Annotated in this window: 19 protein-coding genes; 5 read left to right on the top strand and 14 right to left on the bottom strand. The window is 69.4% G+C overall.

Annotation, left to right across the window (positions count from 1 at the left end):
- Window positions 1-63 precede the first annotated feature (63 nt).
- A complete protein-coding gene (locus MT490_RS16580) occupies window positions 64-1,335 on the top strand; it encodes an MFS transporter (protein ID WP_297390223.1) in 1,272 nt (423 codons plus the stop codon).
- Between the two features lie 9 nt (window positions 1,336-1,344).
- Here the strand turns inward: MT490_RS16580 and rsmD are convergent, their stop codons facing one another.
- On the bottom strand, window positions 1,345-1,884 hold the full coding sequence (gene rsmD, locus MT490_RS16575) for a 16S rRNA (guanine(966)-N(2))-methyltransferase RsmD (RefSeq protein WP_297390220.1): 540 nt from the start codon (window positions 1,882-1,884) through the stop codon (window positions 1,345-1,347).
- Window positions 1,884-3,032, bottom strand: a complete 1,149-nt coding sequence (locus tag MT490_RS16570) for a pseudouridine synthase (RefSeq protein ID WP_297390217.1) — start codon at window positions 3,030-3,032, stop codon at window positions 1,884-1,886. The genes rsmD and MT490_RS16570 overlap by 1 nt, the downstream gene beginning before the upstream one ends.
- 117 nt (window positions 3,033-3,149) lie before the next feature.
- Here MT490_RS16570 and MT490_RS16565 point away from each other — a divergent pair, with 117 nt between their 5' ends.
- The gene (locus MT490_RS16565; RefSeq protein WP_297390287.1) at window positions 3,150-3,578 is read left to right on the top strand and encodes a response regulator; all 429 of its coding nucleotides are present in this window, start codon (window positions 3,150-3,152) and stop codon (window positions 3,576-3,578) included.
- Between the two features lie 9 nt (window positions 3,579-3,587).
- On the opposite strand, the gene MT490_RS16560 is transcribed toward MT490_RS16565, so the two are convergent.
- From MT490_RS16560 to MT490_RS16550, 3 genes are all read right to left on the bottom strand, one after another.
- Window positions 3,588-3,731 (bottom strand): hypothetical protein, encoded by a 144-nt coding sequence (locus MT490_RS16560; RefSeq protein WP_297390214.1) that lies wholly within the window; start codon window positions 3,729-3,731, stop codon window positions 3,588-3,590.
- 74 nt (window positions 3,732-3,805) lie between these two features.
- Window positions 3,806-3,940 carry a hypothetical protein gene (locus MT490_RS16555; protein WP_297390210.1) on the bottom strand — a complete coding sequence of 45 codons (135 nt, stop codon included), beginning with the start codon at window positions 3,938-3,940 and terminating at the stop codon, window positions 3,806-3,808.
- Between the two features lie 62 nt (window positions 3,941-4,002).
- Window positions 4,003-5,142: an SRPBCC family protein gene (locus MT490_RS16550; RefSeq protein ID WP_297390207.1), complete on the bottom strand. Its 1,140-nt coding sequence runs from the start codon at window positions 5,140-5,142 to the stop codon at window positions 4,003-4,005.
- Between the two features lie 56 nt (window positions 5,143-5,198).
- On the opposite strand from MT490_RS16550, the gene MT490_RS16545 reads away from it, so the two are divergent.
- Genes MT490_RS16545 through MT490_RS16535 form a run of 3 tightly spaced genes read left to right on the top strand, consistent with a single transcriptional unit; the run spans window position 5,199 to window position 8,103 of the window.
- Window positions 5,199-6,845 (top strand): MFS transporter, encoded by a 1,647-nt coding sequence (locus MT490_RS16545; RefSeq protein WP_363321761.1) that lies wholly within the window; start codon window positions 5,199-5,201, stop codon window positions 6,843-6,845.
- Complete coding sequence (locus tag MT490_RS16540; protein ID WP_297390204.1) at window positions 6,845-7,606, top strand: tetratricopeptide repeat protein; 762 nt, start codon at window positions 6,845-6,847, stop codon at window positions 7,604-7,606. The genes MT490_RS16545 and MT490_RS16540 overlap by 1 nt, the downstream gene beginning before the upstream one ends.
- Window positions 7,603-8,103 (top strand): DUF2939 domain-containing protein, encoded by a 501-nt coding sequence (locus MT490_RS16535; RefSeq protein WP_297390201.1) that lies wholly within the window; start codon window positions 7,603-7,605, stop codon window positions 8,101-8,103. The genes MT490_RS16540 and MT490_RS16535 overlap by 4 nt, the downstream gene beginning before the upstream one ends.
- Before the next feature lie 182 nt (window positions 8,104-8,285).
- On the opposite strand, the gene MT490_RS16530 is transcribed toward MT490_RS16535, so the two are convergent.
- From MT490_RS16530 to MT490_RS16490, 9 genes are all read right to left on the bottom strand, one after another.
- On the bottom strand, window positions 8,286-8,726 hold the full coding sequence (locus tag MT490_RS16530; RefSeq protein ID WP_297390198.1) for a DUF6628 family protein: 441 nt from the start codon (window positions 8,724-8,726) through the stop codon (window positions 8,286-8,288).
- A 71-nt stretch (window positions 8,727-8,797) separates the two neighbouring features.
- Entirely contained in the window at window positions 8,798-10,111 is a 1,314-nt protein-coding gene (locus MT490_RS16525; RefSeq protein ID WP_297390194.1) for a folylpolyglutamate synthase/dihydrofolate synthase family protein, read from the bottom strand.
- 168 nt (window positions 10,112-10,279) lie between these two features.
- Window positions 10,280-11,140, bottom strand: coding sequence for an acetyl-CoA carboxylase, carboxyltransferase subunit beta (accD, locus tag MT490_RS16520; RefSeq protein ID WP_297390192.1), 861 nt, complete (start codon window positions 11,138-11,140; stop codon window positions 10,280-10,282).
- Window positions 11,137-11,943, bottom strand: a complete 807-nt coding sequence (gene trpA / locus MT490_RS16515; protein WP_297390190.1) for a tryptophan synthase subunit alpha — start codon at window positions 11,941-11,943, stop codon at window positions 11,137-11,139. The genes accD and trpA overlap by 4 nt, the downstream gene beginning before the upstream one ends.
- The gene (trpB, locus tag MT490_RS16510) at window positions 11,940-13,184 is read right to left on the bottom strand and encodes a tryptophan synthase subunit beta (RefSeq protein WP_297390187.1); all 1,245 of its coding nucleotides are present in this window, start codon (window positions 13,182-13,184) and stop codon (window positions 11,940-11,942) included. The genes trpA and trpB overlap by 4 nt, the downstream gene beginning before the upstream one ends.
- An 84-nt stretch (window positions 13,185-13,268) precedes the next feature.
- Window positions 13,269-13,907, bottom strand: coding sequence for a phosphoribosylanthranilate isomerase (locus MT490_RS16505; protein WP_297390185.1), 639 nt, complete (start codon window positions 13,905-13,907; stop codon window positions 13,269-13,271).
- A gap of 17 nt (window positions 13,908-13,924) precedes the next feature.
- Entirely contained in the window at window positions 13,925-14,431 is a 507-nt protein-coding gene (locus MT490_RS16500) for a GNAT family N-acetyltransferase (protein WP_297390183.1), read from the bottom strand.
- 5 nt (window positions 14,432-14,436) lie between these two features.
- Window positions 14,437-15,111 (bottom strand): orotidine-5'-phosphate decarboxylase, encoded by a 675-nt coding sequence (gene pyrF, locus MT490_RS16495; RefSeq protein WP_297390180.1) that lies wholly within the window; start codon window positions 15,109-15,111, stop codon window positions 14,437-14,439.
- Entirely contained in the window at window positions 15,108-15,431 is a 324-nt protein-coding gene (locus tag MT490_RS16490; RefSeq protein ID WP_297390178.1) for a LapA family protein, read from the bottom strand. The genes pyrF and MT490_RS16490 overlap by 4 nt, the downstream gene beginning before the upstream one ends.
- Window positions 15,432-15,487 lie beyond the last annotated feature (56 nt).

The following is a 15,487-nucleotide window of genomic DNA, read 5'->3' as shown; positions in this document are numbered from 1 at the left end:
CGGGCGCGGCTTCGGATTGCGAGGCTCGGGCTTTTCGCTCTAGGTGGGCCGGAAGGAGAAGACATGGCCGTCACACCGCTCGCATCGCACCGCCGCATCTTGTTCGCGAGTCTCGTCGGCACGTCGGTCGAATTCTACGATTTCTACATCTACGCGACCGCGGCGGCGCTCGTCTTCCCGGCGCTGTTCTTCCCCGCGACCGATCCCGCGCTCGCGCAGTTCGCTTCCTATGCGAGCTTCAGCGTCGCCTTCTTTGCGCGGCCGCTGGGCGGGCTCGTCTTCGGGCATTTCGGCGACCGGATGGGACGCAAGTCGACGCTGGTCGCGTCGCTGATGCTGATGGGCATCTCGACCGTGCTGATCGCCTTCCTGCCGACCTATGCGATGATCGGCTGGGTCGCGCCGGCCCTGCTCTGCCTGCTGCGCTTCGGACAGGGGCTGGGGCTGGGCGGGGAGTGGGGCGGGGCCTCGCTGCTCGCGGTGGAGAATGCGCCGCCGGGCTGGGCCAATCGCTATGGCGCGTTTCCGCCGCTGGGCGCGCCGGTGGGGTTCATCTTCGCCAACGGCTTCTTCCTATTGCTGGGGGCACTGCTCAGCGACGACCAGTTCCGGGAATGGGGCTGGCGATTGCCCTTCCTCGCCAGCGCCGCGCTGGTCGCACTGGGACTGTGGGTGCGCGTCAAGCTGACCGAGACCCCGGCCTTCGTCGCCGCGCAGGAAAGCGCGCCGCCGCCGCGTATCCCGGTGGGCGAGCTGTTCCGCGACCATTGGCTGCCGACGCTGGCGGGGACGGTGGGCACCGTCGCCTGCTTCGCGCTCTTCTACATCTCGACCGTGTTCATCATCGGCTATGCGACCAAGGGGCTCGGCTATGATCGCGAGACCTTCCTGGCGGTCGAGCTGGCGGCGATCCTGTTCATGGCCGCGGGGATCTGGATCGCCTCGAGCCTCGCGGACCGCAGCAGTGCCACGCGGGTGCTCGCGATCGGATGCCTCGCGACTGTGGGCGCGGGACTGACGATCGGGCTGTTCGTCACCGCGGGAGCGCTAGGGAGTCTGTTCGTCTGGCTCGCGGGCGGACTGTTCGTGATGGGGTTCGTCTACGGGCCGCTCGGCGGCTGGCTGCCGAGCCTGTTCCCGGCGCGGGTGCGCTATACCGGCGTGTCGGTGACCTTCAACATCGGCGGGATCATCGGCGGCGGGCTCACACCACTGATCGCGGCGGCGCTGGTGGTGCAGGGCGGGCTGATGTGGGTCGGCTATTACCTCGCCGGGGCGGCGCTGCTGAGCCTGGTGGGGCTGGCGCTGGTTTCGCGTAGGAACGCGCTGGCGTGACTCGACGGGTCAGGCCGTCCGCAGCAGCGTGAGGCGGGCCTTGCCGTGGACGCGGCTGGTGTCGATCGCGAAGCCGGCGACTGCGATCTCCTCCGCCTTCGCGGTCTCGATGCTGATCCAGGTCGCCGGGCCGGCCCAGCCGAGACGGCCGAGTTTGTCGAGTGCGACCGCGCCCGCGCCGGTGGCGTAGGGCGGGTCCATCAGAATCAGGTCGAGCGGCTTGACCGCGGGGCCGAGCGCGAGAGCGGATGTGGCGCGGACTTCGGCGCCCTTGGCCCCCAGCTTGGCGATATTGGCCTTGAGCGCGTCGAGCGCGGTCTTGTCCTGCTCGACGAACAGGCACGAGGCGGCGCCGCGCGACAGCGCCTCGAGCCCCAGTGCGCCCGATCCGGCGAAGAGGTCGGCGACCGCGAGCCCTTCAAAGCTGCCGAGGCGGCTGGCGAGCATCGAGAACAGGGCCTCGCGGGTGCGATCGGCGGTGGGACGCGTGGTGTCGCCCTTGGGCGCGACCAATGGGCGGCCGCGCCATTCGCCGGCGATGATGCGCATTACTTGCGCGTCCTCGGCGGACGGGCAGGCCTGGAGGGCTTGCCGCGACCGCCCGCCGGTCCCTTGGCGGGACGAGGGCCCCGCGGCCGATCGACGAAATCGCCCTCGCGCGGACCCTGCGCGTCGCGGTGCGCCTTGGCACGAGCGGCGCGGGCTGGGTTTACGGGCTTGAGCGTGCCGCGTGCGGCCCTGCGTCCTTCGCTCTCGGCCGGGGCGGGGGCAGGGCGCTTCGGCGCCGGCGTGGCGCGCGGGGTGAAGCGTGGGCCCTTGGGCTCGGCCGGCGCGGCCTTTGGCGGCGCGCGGCGCAGGCGGCGATCGGGCTCGGTCACGGGCTTCGCTTTGGGCAACGGCTCCGGCACGCGCTCACGCACCGAGAATTGCAGGTTCGACGCCGCCTTGCCGCCGCCGGGCCTGGACAGCACGGTGCGGAAGGTGGTCAAGTCGTTCTGGCGGATCTCGTCGACGTCGCCGGAAGGCAGGTCGCCGAGCCAGAAGGGGCCGTAGCGCGTGCGGATCAACCGGCTGACCTCGAGCCCGAGATGCTCGAGGACGCGGCGGACCTCGCGGTTCTTTCCCTCGGTAAGGGTCATCTCGATCCAGACATTGGCGCCGGTGCGGCGCTCGATATTGGCGTCGATCGGACCGTAGCGGACGCCCTCGATCTCGACCCCGAGCATGAGGCCCTCGAGCTGCGGCTGGCTGACCTGGCCATAAGCGCGGGCGCGATAGCTGCGCTCGACGCCCGTGGCGGGCAGTTCGAGCTCGCGCTTCAACTCGCCGTCGGTGGTGAGGAGGAGGAGCCCCTCGGTGTTCAGGTCGAGCCGGCCCACGGGCATCACGCGGGGCAGGCCTTGCGGAAGGCGATCGTAGATCGTCGCGCGTCCCGCGGGATCGCGCTCGGTGGTGAGCAGGCCGGCGGGCTTGTGATAGCGGAACAGGCGCGCAGGGGCGGGCTCGGCGACGGGATTGCCGTCGACGGTCACGCCGTGGAGCGAGGTGAGCAGGGTCGCGGGGGTATCGAGCACCTTGCCGTCGAGCGCGATGCGTCCTTCGGCGATCATGCGCTCGATCTCGCGACGCGACGCGATTCCTGCACGGGCGAGCAGCTTGGCGATGCGCTGCGTTTCGGGGGACTTGGATGGGGGCACGGCGGCGATATAGCGATTATGCTCCGCGCGGCAAAATCATTGCGGCGATGAAAAATTCTGGCGCGCCAGGAGCGACTTGCGGGGGCACGGGGCCTCGCCGCGGATGAAAGCGGTGTGATGTTGTTCGTCAAGAAGAAGCGGCTGATCGAGCGAGTCCTGCTGGTCGAGGACGAGCCGCTGGTGGCGTTCGATACCGAGCATTTCCTGATCGTCGAGGGATTCGAGATTGTCGCGACAGTCGATTCGGTCGCCGATGCGCTGGCCGCGATCGAGGGCGAAGCGGCGATCGACCTGGTGCTGCTGGACGTGCAACTGTCGGACGGCAGCGGCATCGCCGTGGCGCAGGCGGCGGCGGAGCGCGGCGTGCAGGTGCTGTTCGTGACGGGCAATTGCCCGGGAGAGGCACGCAGGCTGGCCGCAGGCTGCCTTTCCAAGCCTTATCCGCAGCGCGACCTGCTGGCTGCGATCGGCGCCGTCGAGGCGATGATGGCCGGCAGGAAGCCGCGGAAGCTGCCGACCAGCTTCAGCCTGTTCGGCGAGCGTTGAGCCCGGGCTTCAGAAGCTCAGAGCGAAGGCCGCGTAGATCGCGCCCCACATCGCGGCCGAAGCGGCCATGGCGATGAGGATGCCGGCCGCGGGCGGGAGGCGCTTCTCGTCCTCGGTCTCGGCGAGGCGATCGGGGATGGGAGTGTGCAGCATGGTGGCCGACCTATGCGAAGGGCTGTGTGTCCGCGAGCCGGGAACTCCCCGAGCCGGGGTTCTTCCGGAGGACGTCACCGCCAGAACAAGGCGATGCCGACGCCGAGCCACGACAGGATGGACAGAGATACGGCGACGCGCGTTACCAGATCGGCGGGGCCCTGGCCGGCATAAGGCGCGAAGGTGCGGCTGGTTGCAATGGCGGGCATTTCATGGATCCTGCGATGGCTCGGATCCATTATAGCGTCGCTCGCCGGCCCCTGGCCGCCCCTCAGGGGTCTTGCGTAGCGGCCAGTCGCGCCTCGACGGCATCGTGGAACTGGCGGATGCCGAGCTCAAGCGTGCCGAGCGTGAGCCGGTCGATCGCGCCCGAGGCAAGGCCCTGCTGGCCGAGCTCGCAGGCGCGGAAATCCTCGGCCGCGAAGACCCCGCCGTCGAGCAGTTCCCAGCTCTTCTCCCAATGCGCCTGCGCCTTGTCGGTGGCGGGCGGCTCGGGGATGAGCATGAAATCCTCGACCAGCACGCGATCGGGGGCCTGCGGCATCAGCACCATCAGATTGATGTAATCGGGGCTGACGACGAGCACCGTGCCGGGGAACATCTGGTAGGTGTAGGTGATCGCCGCGCGGAGCGTCGCCCAGTCGTTCGACGAGAGCGCCGCGAGCGCGGCCTCACGGCCCACCGCCGAGCGCTGGTGCGGGCCGATGCTGTCCGCGGTCGAGACGCCGTCCCTGAAGAAGGGGGCGATCGTGCCGGCGTGGAGGCGCTGGATGTGATAGCCTTCGAGAAAGGCGTCCATGATCAGCTTCCAATTGGCACGGACGTCATGCGTGCGGCGGCGGAAGAGATATTGGCCGGCGAGGTCGAAGGCCTCGAAATCGCGCGCGAGCGTCTCCGCCTCGCCGAAATCGGCGCCCTCGTTGAAGCTGAACCAGATCAGCCCGCCGGCCTCGTGCGTGGGGAGGCGGCGGAGGCCGTGCGCGGCCTTGTCGAGCCCGGGGAAGGTGTCGGCGCGGGGCAGGCCGACCAGGCTGCCGTCGAGCGCATAGCTCCAGGCATGATAGGGGCAGACGAGCCGCGGCGTACGCACCGCCTCGCAGCCCTCGACGAGGCGAGTGCCGCGATGGCGGCAGACATTGAGGAAGACGTGCGCCTGGCCCTGCTTGTCGCGCGCGACGAGAAGCGGCTTGCCGAAGCCGTCATGCGGCACCGCCATGTTGCGTTCGGGCAGCAGCGCCGAGGGCGCGATGACCAAAGGTGCGCGGGCGAAGATCCGCACCTGCTCGGCCGCGTGGCGGGCATCGCTGGTATAGGCGACGGCATCGACATGAGCGATGGCGCCCTCGCCGCGCCGGCCGCCGCCCGCGAGCTGGGCGGCGAGCGCGAGCTGGCCCTGGGTCGGCGCGTTCATGGCTATCCTTCTCCGGCGTTTTCGCTAGTTTCCACCCAACGAAGCGAGGGTGCAAGGTGAGCGAGAAACTGAAGGGTTGGGCGCTGATGCGCGCGGCGGTGCGCAACCGCAAGACGGCGGCGATGCTGGTGCTGGGATTCGCCTCCGGGATCCCCTTCGTGCTGCTGATCGGGACGCTCAATGCGTGGCTGGGCGAGCTCAAGGTGAGCCTTGCGACGATCGGCGTGCTCTCGTGGATCGGGCTCGCCTACGCCTTCAAGTTCCTGTGGTCGCCGGTGGTGGACCGCGCGCGGCTGCCCTTGCTCTCGCGGCTCGGCCGGCGGCGATCGTGGCTGGTCCTGTGCCAGGCTGCGCTTGCCGTGCTGCTGTGGATGCTCGCGGCGACCGATCCGGTCACCGCGATCGGCAGCTTCGCGGTGATCGCGGTGATCGCGGCTTTCCTTTCGGCGACACAGGACGTGGTGATCGACGCGTGGCGCATCGAAGTGGCCGACGAGGCGGCGACGGTCGACCTGCTGTCGGCGATCTACCAGCTGGGCAACCGCTTCGCGGCGCTGGCGGGCGGCGCGCTGGCGCTGGTGCTCGCCGCGCGGCTGAGCTGGCCGACGGTCTATGTCGGCTTCGGCTTCGTGATGCTCGCCGCATTGGTGATGACGCTGTTCACGCCCGAGGTGAAGCGCGACCCCGCCGACGAAGCCTCGCCGCTCGCCGCGCACAGGGTGCCCGATCGCAAACAGCGCGGCATCGTGCTGGCGATCGTGGCGGTTTGCTGGGGCTGGGCGATCTTCATGCTCGGCAGCTTCATGGTTGCCGCGCTGACCCCGCCTGCGCCGGGTGCGACCGCCCCCTCGGCCGGCGTGTTCACCCAGACCTGGGGGCCGTGGATCATCGTCGCCACCGTCATCCTGCCCGCTTTGATCTCGGGCTGGACCAACCGGCTGCCCAAAGTCCAAGGCGCCGCGGAGCCAACGCCGGGCGCGCTCCAGGCCTTCGCCAATCACAGCTACCGCGCGCTGATCCTGCCGCTCGCCGAGATCGTCGAGCGGCTGCGCTGGGGCGCATTCCTCGTGCTCGCGCTGATCCTGCTCTATCGGATCGCGGACTCGATCTGGGCGCCGTTCGCCTTCCCCTTCTATCTGGGCGAGCTGCAATATACCAACGACGAGGTCGCCTTCGCCTCCAAGCTGTTCGGCGTGGTGATGACGATCATCGGCGTCGCGCTGGGCGGGGTGATGCTCGCGGCCTGGGGACGGATGCCGACCCTGCTCGCCGGCGGTATCGTCGCCGCGGTATCGAACCTGCTCTATGCCGACCTCGCGCTGGGCGGGGCATGGATCGACGGCTTCGCGCGGCTGCTCTTCCTCGACCATAGCGGGATAGAGCCGCGGATGCTCCGGCTGATGATCGCGATCTCGGGCGAGAACATCGCTGGCGGGCTCGCGGGCACGGCGTTCGTCGCGTACATTTCGTCGATCACTTCGCGCGACTATAGCGCGGTGCAATACGCGTTGCTCTCCTCGATGACCTTCCTCGTCGGCGCGCTCGGCCGTGCCGCGACGGGGGAGGCGATCGAGATATACGGCTATGCCAGCATCTTCTTCCTGACCGCGGGGCTGGGCGGCGTGGCCGTGCTGCTGGTGCTCGCCGAATGGTGGCGCGGGGCGCCGCGCGCGCCGGCGGTAACGACCGAGGCAAGCGCCTGATGCCGTTCCTCGTCGTCATCGGGCTGCAGGTGCTCTGCATCGTCCATCTGATGCGCACCGGGCGCAACCCGCTCTGGCTGACCGCGCTGATCTTCCTGCCGGTGGTGAGCGCGATCGCCTATCTGATCGTCGAGGTGCTGCCGGGGCTCGGCACCAATCGGCACGTGCGCACCGCGCGCGCCAAGGCGATCGAGACGATCGATCCCGAGCGCGAGTTGCGCGCGGCACGCGACGCGCTGGGGCTCGCCGACACCGCGGGGAACCGGCTGCGCGTCGCCGATGCGCTGGCGGCGCTGGGGCGGCATGGCGAGGCGGTGCCGCTCTACCGCGAGAGCATTGCGATGACGCCCGGCGAGCCCGATGTGCGGAGCCAGGGCAAGCTCGCGCTCTCGCTGTTCGAAACGGGGCAGGCCGCGGAGACGCTGGCGCTGCTCGACGCGATCCCCGAGCCCCTGGGGCAGAGCGAGCGCGACCGGCAGGCGCTACTGCGCGCGCGGGTGCTCGATCATCTCGGACGCAAGCACGAGGCGCTCGATCTCTATGCCGACATCGTCACCCGCATGCCCGGCGAGGAAGCGCGCTGCCGCTACGCGGCCTTGCTGCTCGAGCAGGGCTGGGAACGCAAGGCGCTGGTTGTGCTCGAGGAAGTCGAGGGACGGATGCGGCGGCTCAACCGGCACCAGCGCGCGGCCGATGCGGGCATGTATCGCTGGGCCGGCGAAGCGCTTGCGGGCCTGCGCGCGAAGGGACTGGGGCAATGAGGCGCTGGATCATCGCGCTTGTCGTGCTGCTCGTGCTGGCGGGGGGAGGATGGCTGTGGGGCTCGCCCTATCTGACGCTGCTCCAGCTCAAGAAGGCCGCGGATGCGCGCGACCTGACTGCGATCTCGGCGCGGATCGACTATCCGGCGGTGCGCGCGAACCTGAAGACGCAAGTGCGCGACCGGCTGGACCGCGCCGGTGGGTCGGAGCTCGACAGGCTGGGGGCGGCGCTGGCAGAGCGGCTCGCCGATCCGCTGGTCGACGCGGCGATAACGCCCGAGGGGATGCGCGCCCTCTTCGCGAGCGCGGCGGTGGCGAAGGCGGCGCGGCCGAGCCTGGGCGACGTGAAAGCGGAGGACATGCGCGTGCGTCGGGATTCGCTGGGCCGCTTCACGCTGGCATCGGCGAACGGGTCGGGGCCGGAGGTGGTGTTCGCGCTGCAGGGGCTGACCTGGCGGGTGGTGGCGGTGCGGTTGCCCGGGAAGCGGCTGCTCTAGCTGCTGGGGGCGATATCAGCGCTACTGACGACCCGGTTGGGGACGTTCCTGCACTTTGTTCTTCCGTCACCCTGAACTTGTTTCAGGGTCCATGTCTCCACAGGCAGGTCAGTTGCTGGCGGCCCAGTGGATGCTGAAACAAGTTCAGCATGACGGACTCCCTTCCTGCCGATAGCTTCACCTCACGCCGTCGCCCCCTCGTCCAGCGGCAGCGCCAGGTCCGCAAAAGCGTTGGCGAGCGCATGCGCGGTGCACGCGATGCTCGCCGCGTCGCGGACGCCGAGAAGGTCGGCGAGCAGCATCTGCGCGCGCGCCGGCTGGGCGCGGATACGCCCGATCACTTCGAGCAGGGTCGCCTCGGGGCCAGTCATGCGCGCGCAGCACCAGGGCGCGATCTGGATCGGGCCGGCCGAGGCCGCCGACATTTCCGCCATCAGCGCGCGGAGCAGCACCAGGGGGCGCTGGAAACCCTTGCCGAACGCCGTGACGAAGGCGTGCGCCGTGCAGGCGTCGTTGAGGCCGTGCGCCCCCATTTGGCGGATGCCGAAGAGCAGGAGGCGGGCGCCGGCATCCTCGGGCTGGAGCGCGGGCAGGGTAGCGGCAAGGGTCTTGGTGGCGGACATAACGACTCCCGCGTGGACGATGCGGGGATTGTTGCCAGTTCGCTATTGCAAGTCAATCGCAATAAGTCGCCTCAGTCGGGCAGCTCGTCGTTCGCTTCGAGCGCGGTGCCCGCGAGATAGAGCGAGCCGAGGATCAGCACGACCGGCGTGCCTTCGTGCGGGATGGTCGCCAGGGCCGCGGGGAGGTCGGTCGCTTCGTCGCCGGCGAGACCTGCGCGCTGGGCGAGATCGGCGAGATGCGCCGGCGCGTGATGCGGGTGGCCAGGAACCGGCACGGCGGTGAGCGAGCGGGCGATCGGCGCGAAGCGGGCGATCATAGCCTCGGCGTCCTTGTTCTCGAGCATGCCGAGGACGAGGTCGATCGGGCGTCCGTCGGCCACGCGGGCGGCGGCACGGCTCACCGCTTCGGCGGCATTGGCATTGTGGCCGCCGTCGAGCCACAATTCGGCGCCCGCCGGCAATAAGGCGGTGAGCGGTCCGTGCGAAAGGCGCTGCATGCGGGCGGGCCAGCGAGCCCGCAGCGCTGCGGCGGCGAGGGCCTCGTCCGGAATGGCCAGCGCGCGCTGGTGGCGCAGGACCGCGATGGCGAGCGCCAGGTTGGCGGGCTGGTGGGGACCGGCAAGCGCGGGGAGGGGCGTGGTCAGCTCGCCTGCCGCGTCGCTGTAATGCAGCGCGTCGCCGCGCGCCTCGAACGACCATGCCTGCCCCTCGGCGAATACCGGCGCGGCGACGGTCTCGGCGCAGCGATCGACGATATCGGCGATGCCGCGCGGATAGGCCATGGTCACCAGGGGCACGCCGGGTTTGGCGATTCCGGCCTTCTCGGCGGCGATCTGCGCGAGCGTGTCGCCCAGGAACGCCTGATGATCGATGCCGAGCTGCGCGATGGCGGTGACCGCAGGCTCCGGGATGACGTTGGTCGCGTCGAGCCGGCCGCCCAGGCCCACTTCGACGATGCACGCATGGGCGGACGTGCGCGCGAAGGCGAGGAAGGCGGCGGCAGTAGTGACCTCGAAGAAGCTCGCGCCGATATCGCCGCCGGCATCGAGAACCTCTTCCAGCAGCGGAGCGAGCGTTTCGTCGGAGATAAGCTTGCCGGCGAGGCGGATGCGTTCGTTGAAGCGGACGAGGTGCGGGCTCGAATAGACATGGACAGAAAGGCCGGCGGCCTCGATCGCGGCGCGCAGGAAGGCGCAGGTCGAACCCTTGCCGTTGGTGCCGGCGACGTGGAGCACCGGGGGCAGGCGCAGGTGGGGATTGCCGACGCGATCGAGCAGCCGGGTGATACGCTCGAGGCCGAGGATGTCGGCACCGGGGGAGAGCGCGGTCAGGCGGTCGAGCTGGCGCTGGACGGCGGGGTTCGCGGAGATGGCGTGGTCGGGCAACTCAAAGCCCCTCCCTTTCAAGGGAGGGGATGGGGGTGGGTGCGCGCGTCTGCGCGCTCAAAAGACTCATCACCTTCATCCCAAAAGAGCGGCGGTCGAGGCATCGAGCCTCGCCCACCGCTTACCCACCCCTTGCCCCTCCCTTGAAAGGGAGGGGTGAATTGGAGATCACGCCGCCGCTTTCGCGTCGGTGAGCAGGCCGATCAGGCGGCCGAGGACTTCGCGCAGGTCTTTCCGATGCTCGACCATGTCGACCAGACCGTGGTCGCGATAATATTCCGAGGTCTGGAAATCGTCGGGCAGCTTCTCTCGGATCGTATTCTCGATCACGCGGCGGCCGGTGAAGGCGAGCGTGGCGCGCGGCTCGGCGATCTGGACGTCGCCGAGCATCGCATAGGCCGCCATCACGCCGCCCGAGGTGGGATCGGTGAGCACGACGATATAGGGCAGCCCGGCATCGTGGAGCATCTCGATCGCGACGGTGGTGCGCGGCATCTGCATCAGGCTGAGGATGCCCTCCTGCATGCGCGCGCCGCCCGAGGCGGTGAAGACGATGTACGGCGCCTTGGCCGCGATCGCCGCCTCCACACCGGCGATGAACGCCTCGCCGACCGCCTGGCCCATCGATCCGCCCATGAAGGCGAAGTCCTGGACCCCGATCACCGCCTTGCGGCCGAGGATCGTGCCGCTCGCGTTGAGGAAGGCATCGGGCTCGCCGGTCGCGGCGCGCGCGGCCTTGAGGCGCGCGGGATAGGGCTTCTGGTCGCGGAACTTGAGCGGGTCCTCGGCGACCCGGGGGCTGGGCAGCACGGTGTAGCTGCCCGCGTCGAACAGATATTCGAAGCGCCGCGCCGGCCCGATGCGCTCGTGATGATCGCAGGTCGGGCAGACGAAGAGATTCTCCTCCAGCTCCTTGGAGAAGACCATCGTCCCGCATCCCTTGCACTTGTGCCAGAGATTGTCGGGGGTCTCGCTCGTCTTGGTGGTGACATAGGCGAGCGCGTTGCGGACGCGGCTGATCCAGCTCATGCGACTTCCTTGGGTGCGGCCAGCGCCGCCGAGAGGGATTGGATATAGGCGCGGACATGCGCGGGCGCATCCGGCCCGTGCTTGCCGACCAGATCGACGATCGCAGAGCCGACCACCACGCCGTCGGCGACACGGCCGATCGCCGCGGCCTGTTCGGGGGTACGAACGCCGAAGCCGACCGCGATCGGCAGGTCGGTGGCGGCCTTGAGCTTCGCGACGGCGTCCTCGATCGAGGCCTGCGCGGCCTGCTGGAGCCCGGTGATACCGGCGACCGAGACGTAATAGACGAAGCCCGATGCGCCGGAGAGCACCGCAGGCAGGCGCGCAGCGTCGGTGGTGGGGGTGGCGAGGCGGATGACGTCGAGTCCGTATTCGCCGAAGGGCGCGAGCGTGTCGGCTTCTTCGGGCGGGATATCGACGCAGATGATCCCGTCGACCCCTGCATTCTCCGCCATCGCCGCGAACTTGGCGGGGTCGGGGCGGGTCATCGTGTTGGCATAGCCCATCAGCACCAGGGGCACTTCGGGATGCCGGTTGCGGAACTCGCCGGCGATCGCGAGCACATCGGCGGTGCGCGTGCCCGCGCCGAGGCTGCGTAGATTGGCGGCCTGGATCGCGGGACCGTCGGCCATCGGATCGGTGAAGGGCATGCCGAGCTCGATCACGTCGGCGCCGCCGGCGACCAAGGCGTCGAGGATCTCGATGGTGGCGTCGCGCGACGGATCGCCCGCGGTGACGAAGGTCACCAAAGCGGCGCGGCCCTGCTCGCGGGCGGCGTCGAAAGCTGTGGAGAGACGGCTCACAACTCCACCCCCAGTGCATCGGCGACGGTGAAGATGTCCTTGTCGCCGCGGCCCGAGACGTTGACCACGATGATCTGATCGCGCTTCATTTCCCGTGCCTTGGCGGGCACGGCTGCAAGCGCGTGCGAGCTTTCGAGCGCGGGGATGATGCCTTCGAGCTTGCAGCAAAGCTGGAAGGCCTCGAGCGCCTTCGCGTCGGTGATCGGTACATAGTCGACCCGGCCGCTCTCGTGGAGCCAGCTATGCTCGGGGCCGATGCCGGGATAGTCGAGCCCGGCGCTGATCGAATGCGCCTCGGTGATCTGGCCGTCCTCGTCCTGGAGCAGATAGGTGCGGTTGCCGTGGAGGATGCCGGGGCTGCCGCCGGTGAGGCTCGCGGCGTGCTCGCCGGTCTCGATACCCTTGCCCGCGGCCTCGACGCCGATCATCGCGACGCCCGCATCGTCGAGGAAGGGGTGGAACAGCCCGATTGCGTTCGAGCCCCCACCGACCGCGGCGATCAGCAGGTCGGGAAGGCGTCCCTCAGCCTTGAGGATCTGCGCCCTGGTCTCGGTGCCGATCACCGACTGGAAGTCGCGGACCAGCTCGGGATAAGGGTGCGGGCCCGCGGCAGTGCCGATGATGTAGAAGGTGTCGTGGACGTTCGCGACCCAGTCGCGCAGCGCCTCGTTCATCGCGTCCTTGAGCGTCTGCGCGCCCGAAGTGACCGGATGGACCTCGGCGCCGAGCAGCTTCATACGGAAGACGTTGGGCTTCTGCCGCTCGACGTCCTTGGCGCCCATGAAGATCGTGCAGGGCAGGCCGAACCTTGCAGCAACCGTGGCGGTGGCGACGCCGTGCTGGCCCGCGCCGGTCTCGGCGATGATCCGGGTCTTGCCCATGCGGATCGCGAGCAGGATCTGGCCGATGCAGTTGTTGATCTTGTGCGCGCCGGTGTGGTTGAGTTCCTCGCGCTTGAAATAGATCTTCGCGCCGTGCCCCTCGGGGGCAGACTCGCGCAGTGCCTCGGTCAGCCGCTCGGCATAATAAAGCGGGCTGGGGCGGCCGACATAATGTTCGAGCAGATCGTCGAACTCGGCCTGGAAGGCGGGATCGGCCTTCGCGGCGCGATATTCGCGCTCGAGGTCGAGGATCAGCGGCATCAGCGTCTCGGCGACGAAGCGGCCGCCGAACTGGCCGAAATGCCCGCGCTCGTCGGGCAGGTTGCGCAGCGAATTGGGCAGGGTGACGGTATCGGTCATGTGTCTCTCAGAGGTTCGAGGGCGGTCGCTGGCTAGGGGCGAGCGATCAACGCCATCGAAATCCGATGCGGACAGGGCAGGGCCTCAACATTGCGCCACCGCTTGGAGGAATGCGGCGATCTTGGCAACATCCTTGACGCCCGGTGCGCTCTCGACGCCCGAGGAGACGTCGACCGCCCGCGCGCCGGTGACGCGGATCGCCTCGGCGACATTGGCGGGATCGAGCCCGCCCGAGAGCGCCCAGGGCAAGGGATGGGCGTGTCCCTGGAGCAGGGTCCAATCGAAGCGCAGGCCCATGCCCCCCGGAAGCGCGGCCGAATCGGGCGTCTTGGCGTCGTAGAGGATGCGATCCGCCGCCCCTGCGAAGCTTGCGGCGACGGAGAGATCGGCGCTCGTCTTCACCGCCACCGCCGCCCAGACCTCGCGGCCGGTGCGCGCGCGGATCGCGGCGACGCGATCGGGCGCGGTCTTGTGGAGCTGCACGGCGTCCAGGCGAGCGGCCGCGATCGTCGCGTCGAGCAGCCCATCCTCGGGATCGACGAACACGCCGACCTTGCGCACGTGCGACGGCACCCGGCCGGCGAGCCCCGCCGCCTGGTCGAAGGTGAGCGAGCGCGGCGAGGGCGGGAAGAACACGAAGCCGACCTGCGCGGCGCCGTGGCGCACAGCCGCATCAAGGGTATCGGGCGTCGAGAGGCCGCAGATCTTGGCTGTGACGGGCATGAGCGACGCCATAGGCCTCAGGCGAGCGGCTTGACCAGCACATCCATGAACAAGGGCGGATCGAGCGGGATCGGGAAATCGCGCTTCTCGCCGGAGATCGCGTAGCCGCGGCGCTCGTAGAACTCGATCAGCTTGCGACGCGAATCGATGACGGTCATCTCCATCCTGTCCGCGCCGAAAGTGTCGCGCGCGGTCGTCTCGGCCGCCGCGACGAGCTGCTTGCCGAGCCCGGCCGCCTGCAATGTCGGATCGACGCAGAGCAGGCCGAGATAGGCGAGGCCGTTGCCGCGGTCGCTCACCTGGACGCAGCCGATGATCTCCCCGTCGCGCTCGGCGACGAGCAGCCGCTGCGCGGCGTCGTCGACGATTCCCTGGAGCGTATCGAGATTGGTGCGCTGGCCCTCGATCAAGTCCGCCTCGTGCGTCCATCCCTGCCGCGCGGTCTCGCCGCGATAGGCGCGCTCGATCACGGGATGGAGGCGCGGCAGATCGTCGCGCGAGGCGGGGTGAATCAGCAATGGCATCGGCGTCAAAGCGTTGCTTCGATCTCGCGGGCGGCGAGGTCGGGATCCTCGGCCTGGGTGATGGGGCGGCCGACGACCAGGATCGAGGCGCCGGCGTCGAGCGCGGCGCGCGGCGTGACGACGCGCTTCTGGTCGCCGACCTGGCCGTTGGCGGGGCGGACGCCGGGGACGACGAAGAAGCCGTGCGGCCAGGCCTTCTTTGCCGCCGCGACTTCCTCGCCCGAGCAGACGATCCCGTCGACGCCCGCCGACCTGGCGAGCTCGGCAAGGCGTACGACCTGCTCGTGCGGGTCGGGGCTGAGCCCGATCGAGACGAGGTCGCGATCGTCTAGGCTGGTGAGCATCGTCACCGCGACGACCTTGGTGCCGCTCGGCGCGGCGGCCTTGGCATCCTCGAGCATCGAGCGCCCGCCAGCGGCGTGGACGGTGAGGATCGACGGCTCGAGCGGGCGCAACGCCTGGATCGCCTTGGCGACGGTGTTGGGGATGTCGTGGAACTTGAGATCGAGGAAGATCGGCAACCCGATCTCGGCCATCTCGCGCACGCCCTGGCGGCCATTGGCCATGAAGAATTCGAGCCCGAGCTTGATCCCGCCGACATGGTTGTGGACGCGCTGCGCGATGCCGCGTGCGCGCTCGAGGTCCGGGGTGTCGAGCGCGACGTAGATCGGCGAGCTCATGCCTGGGCATCCCCGATCAGCGGCGGGGCAGGGGAGGTGGCTACGGTCGCCTCGGGGGCGGGCGTGACGGCGCGGAGATCGGCGAGCGCGCGTTCGAGCCCCGCGAGCCGCTGGCGCGAACGCCAGCGCAGCGTCTGATAGGCGACCAGCGAGGGGAGCAGCCCGAGCAGGAAGACGATGATCAGCAGCAGCGGCAGGCTGAAATCGGCGACGAGGCCGCCCCACAGGCGGATGTCGACGCGCTCGTCGCCGTTATAGATCACGAAGGCCGCGACGAGGCCGCCCAGCAACAGCCAGAACAGCACCTTCAGAAACCGCATGCCTTTCCTTTCCGAATTGGGTGGGAGGACGATAGTCGCACCGCGATCGGTTTGCC

Origin of the sequence: Sphingomonas sp. (assembly GCF_026460985.1) — a bacterium.
Lineage (GTDB): Bacteria > Pseudomonadota > Alphaproteobacteria > Sphingomonadales > Sphingomonadaceae > Sphingomonas.
The sequence above is the reverse complement of the archived record's forward strand: the minus strand, read 5'-3'. Positions and strand labels throughout refer to the sequence as shown.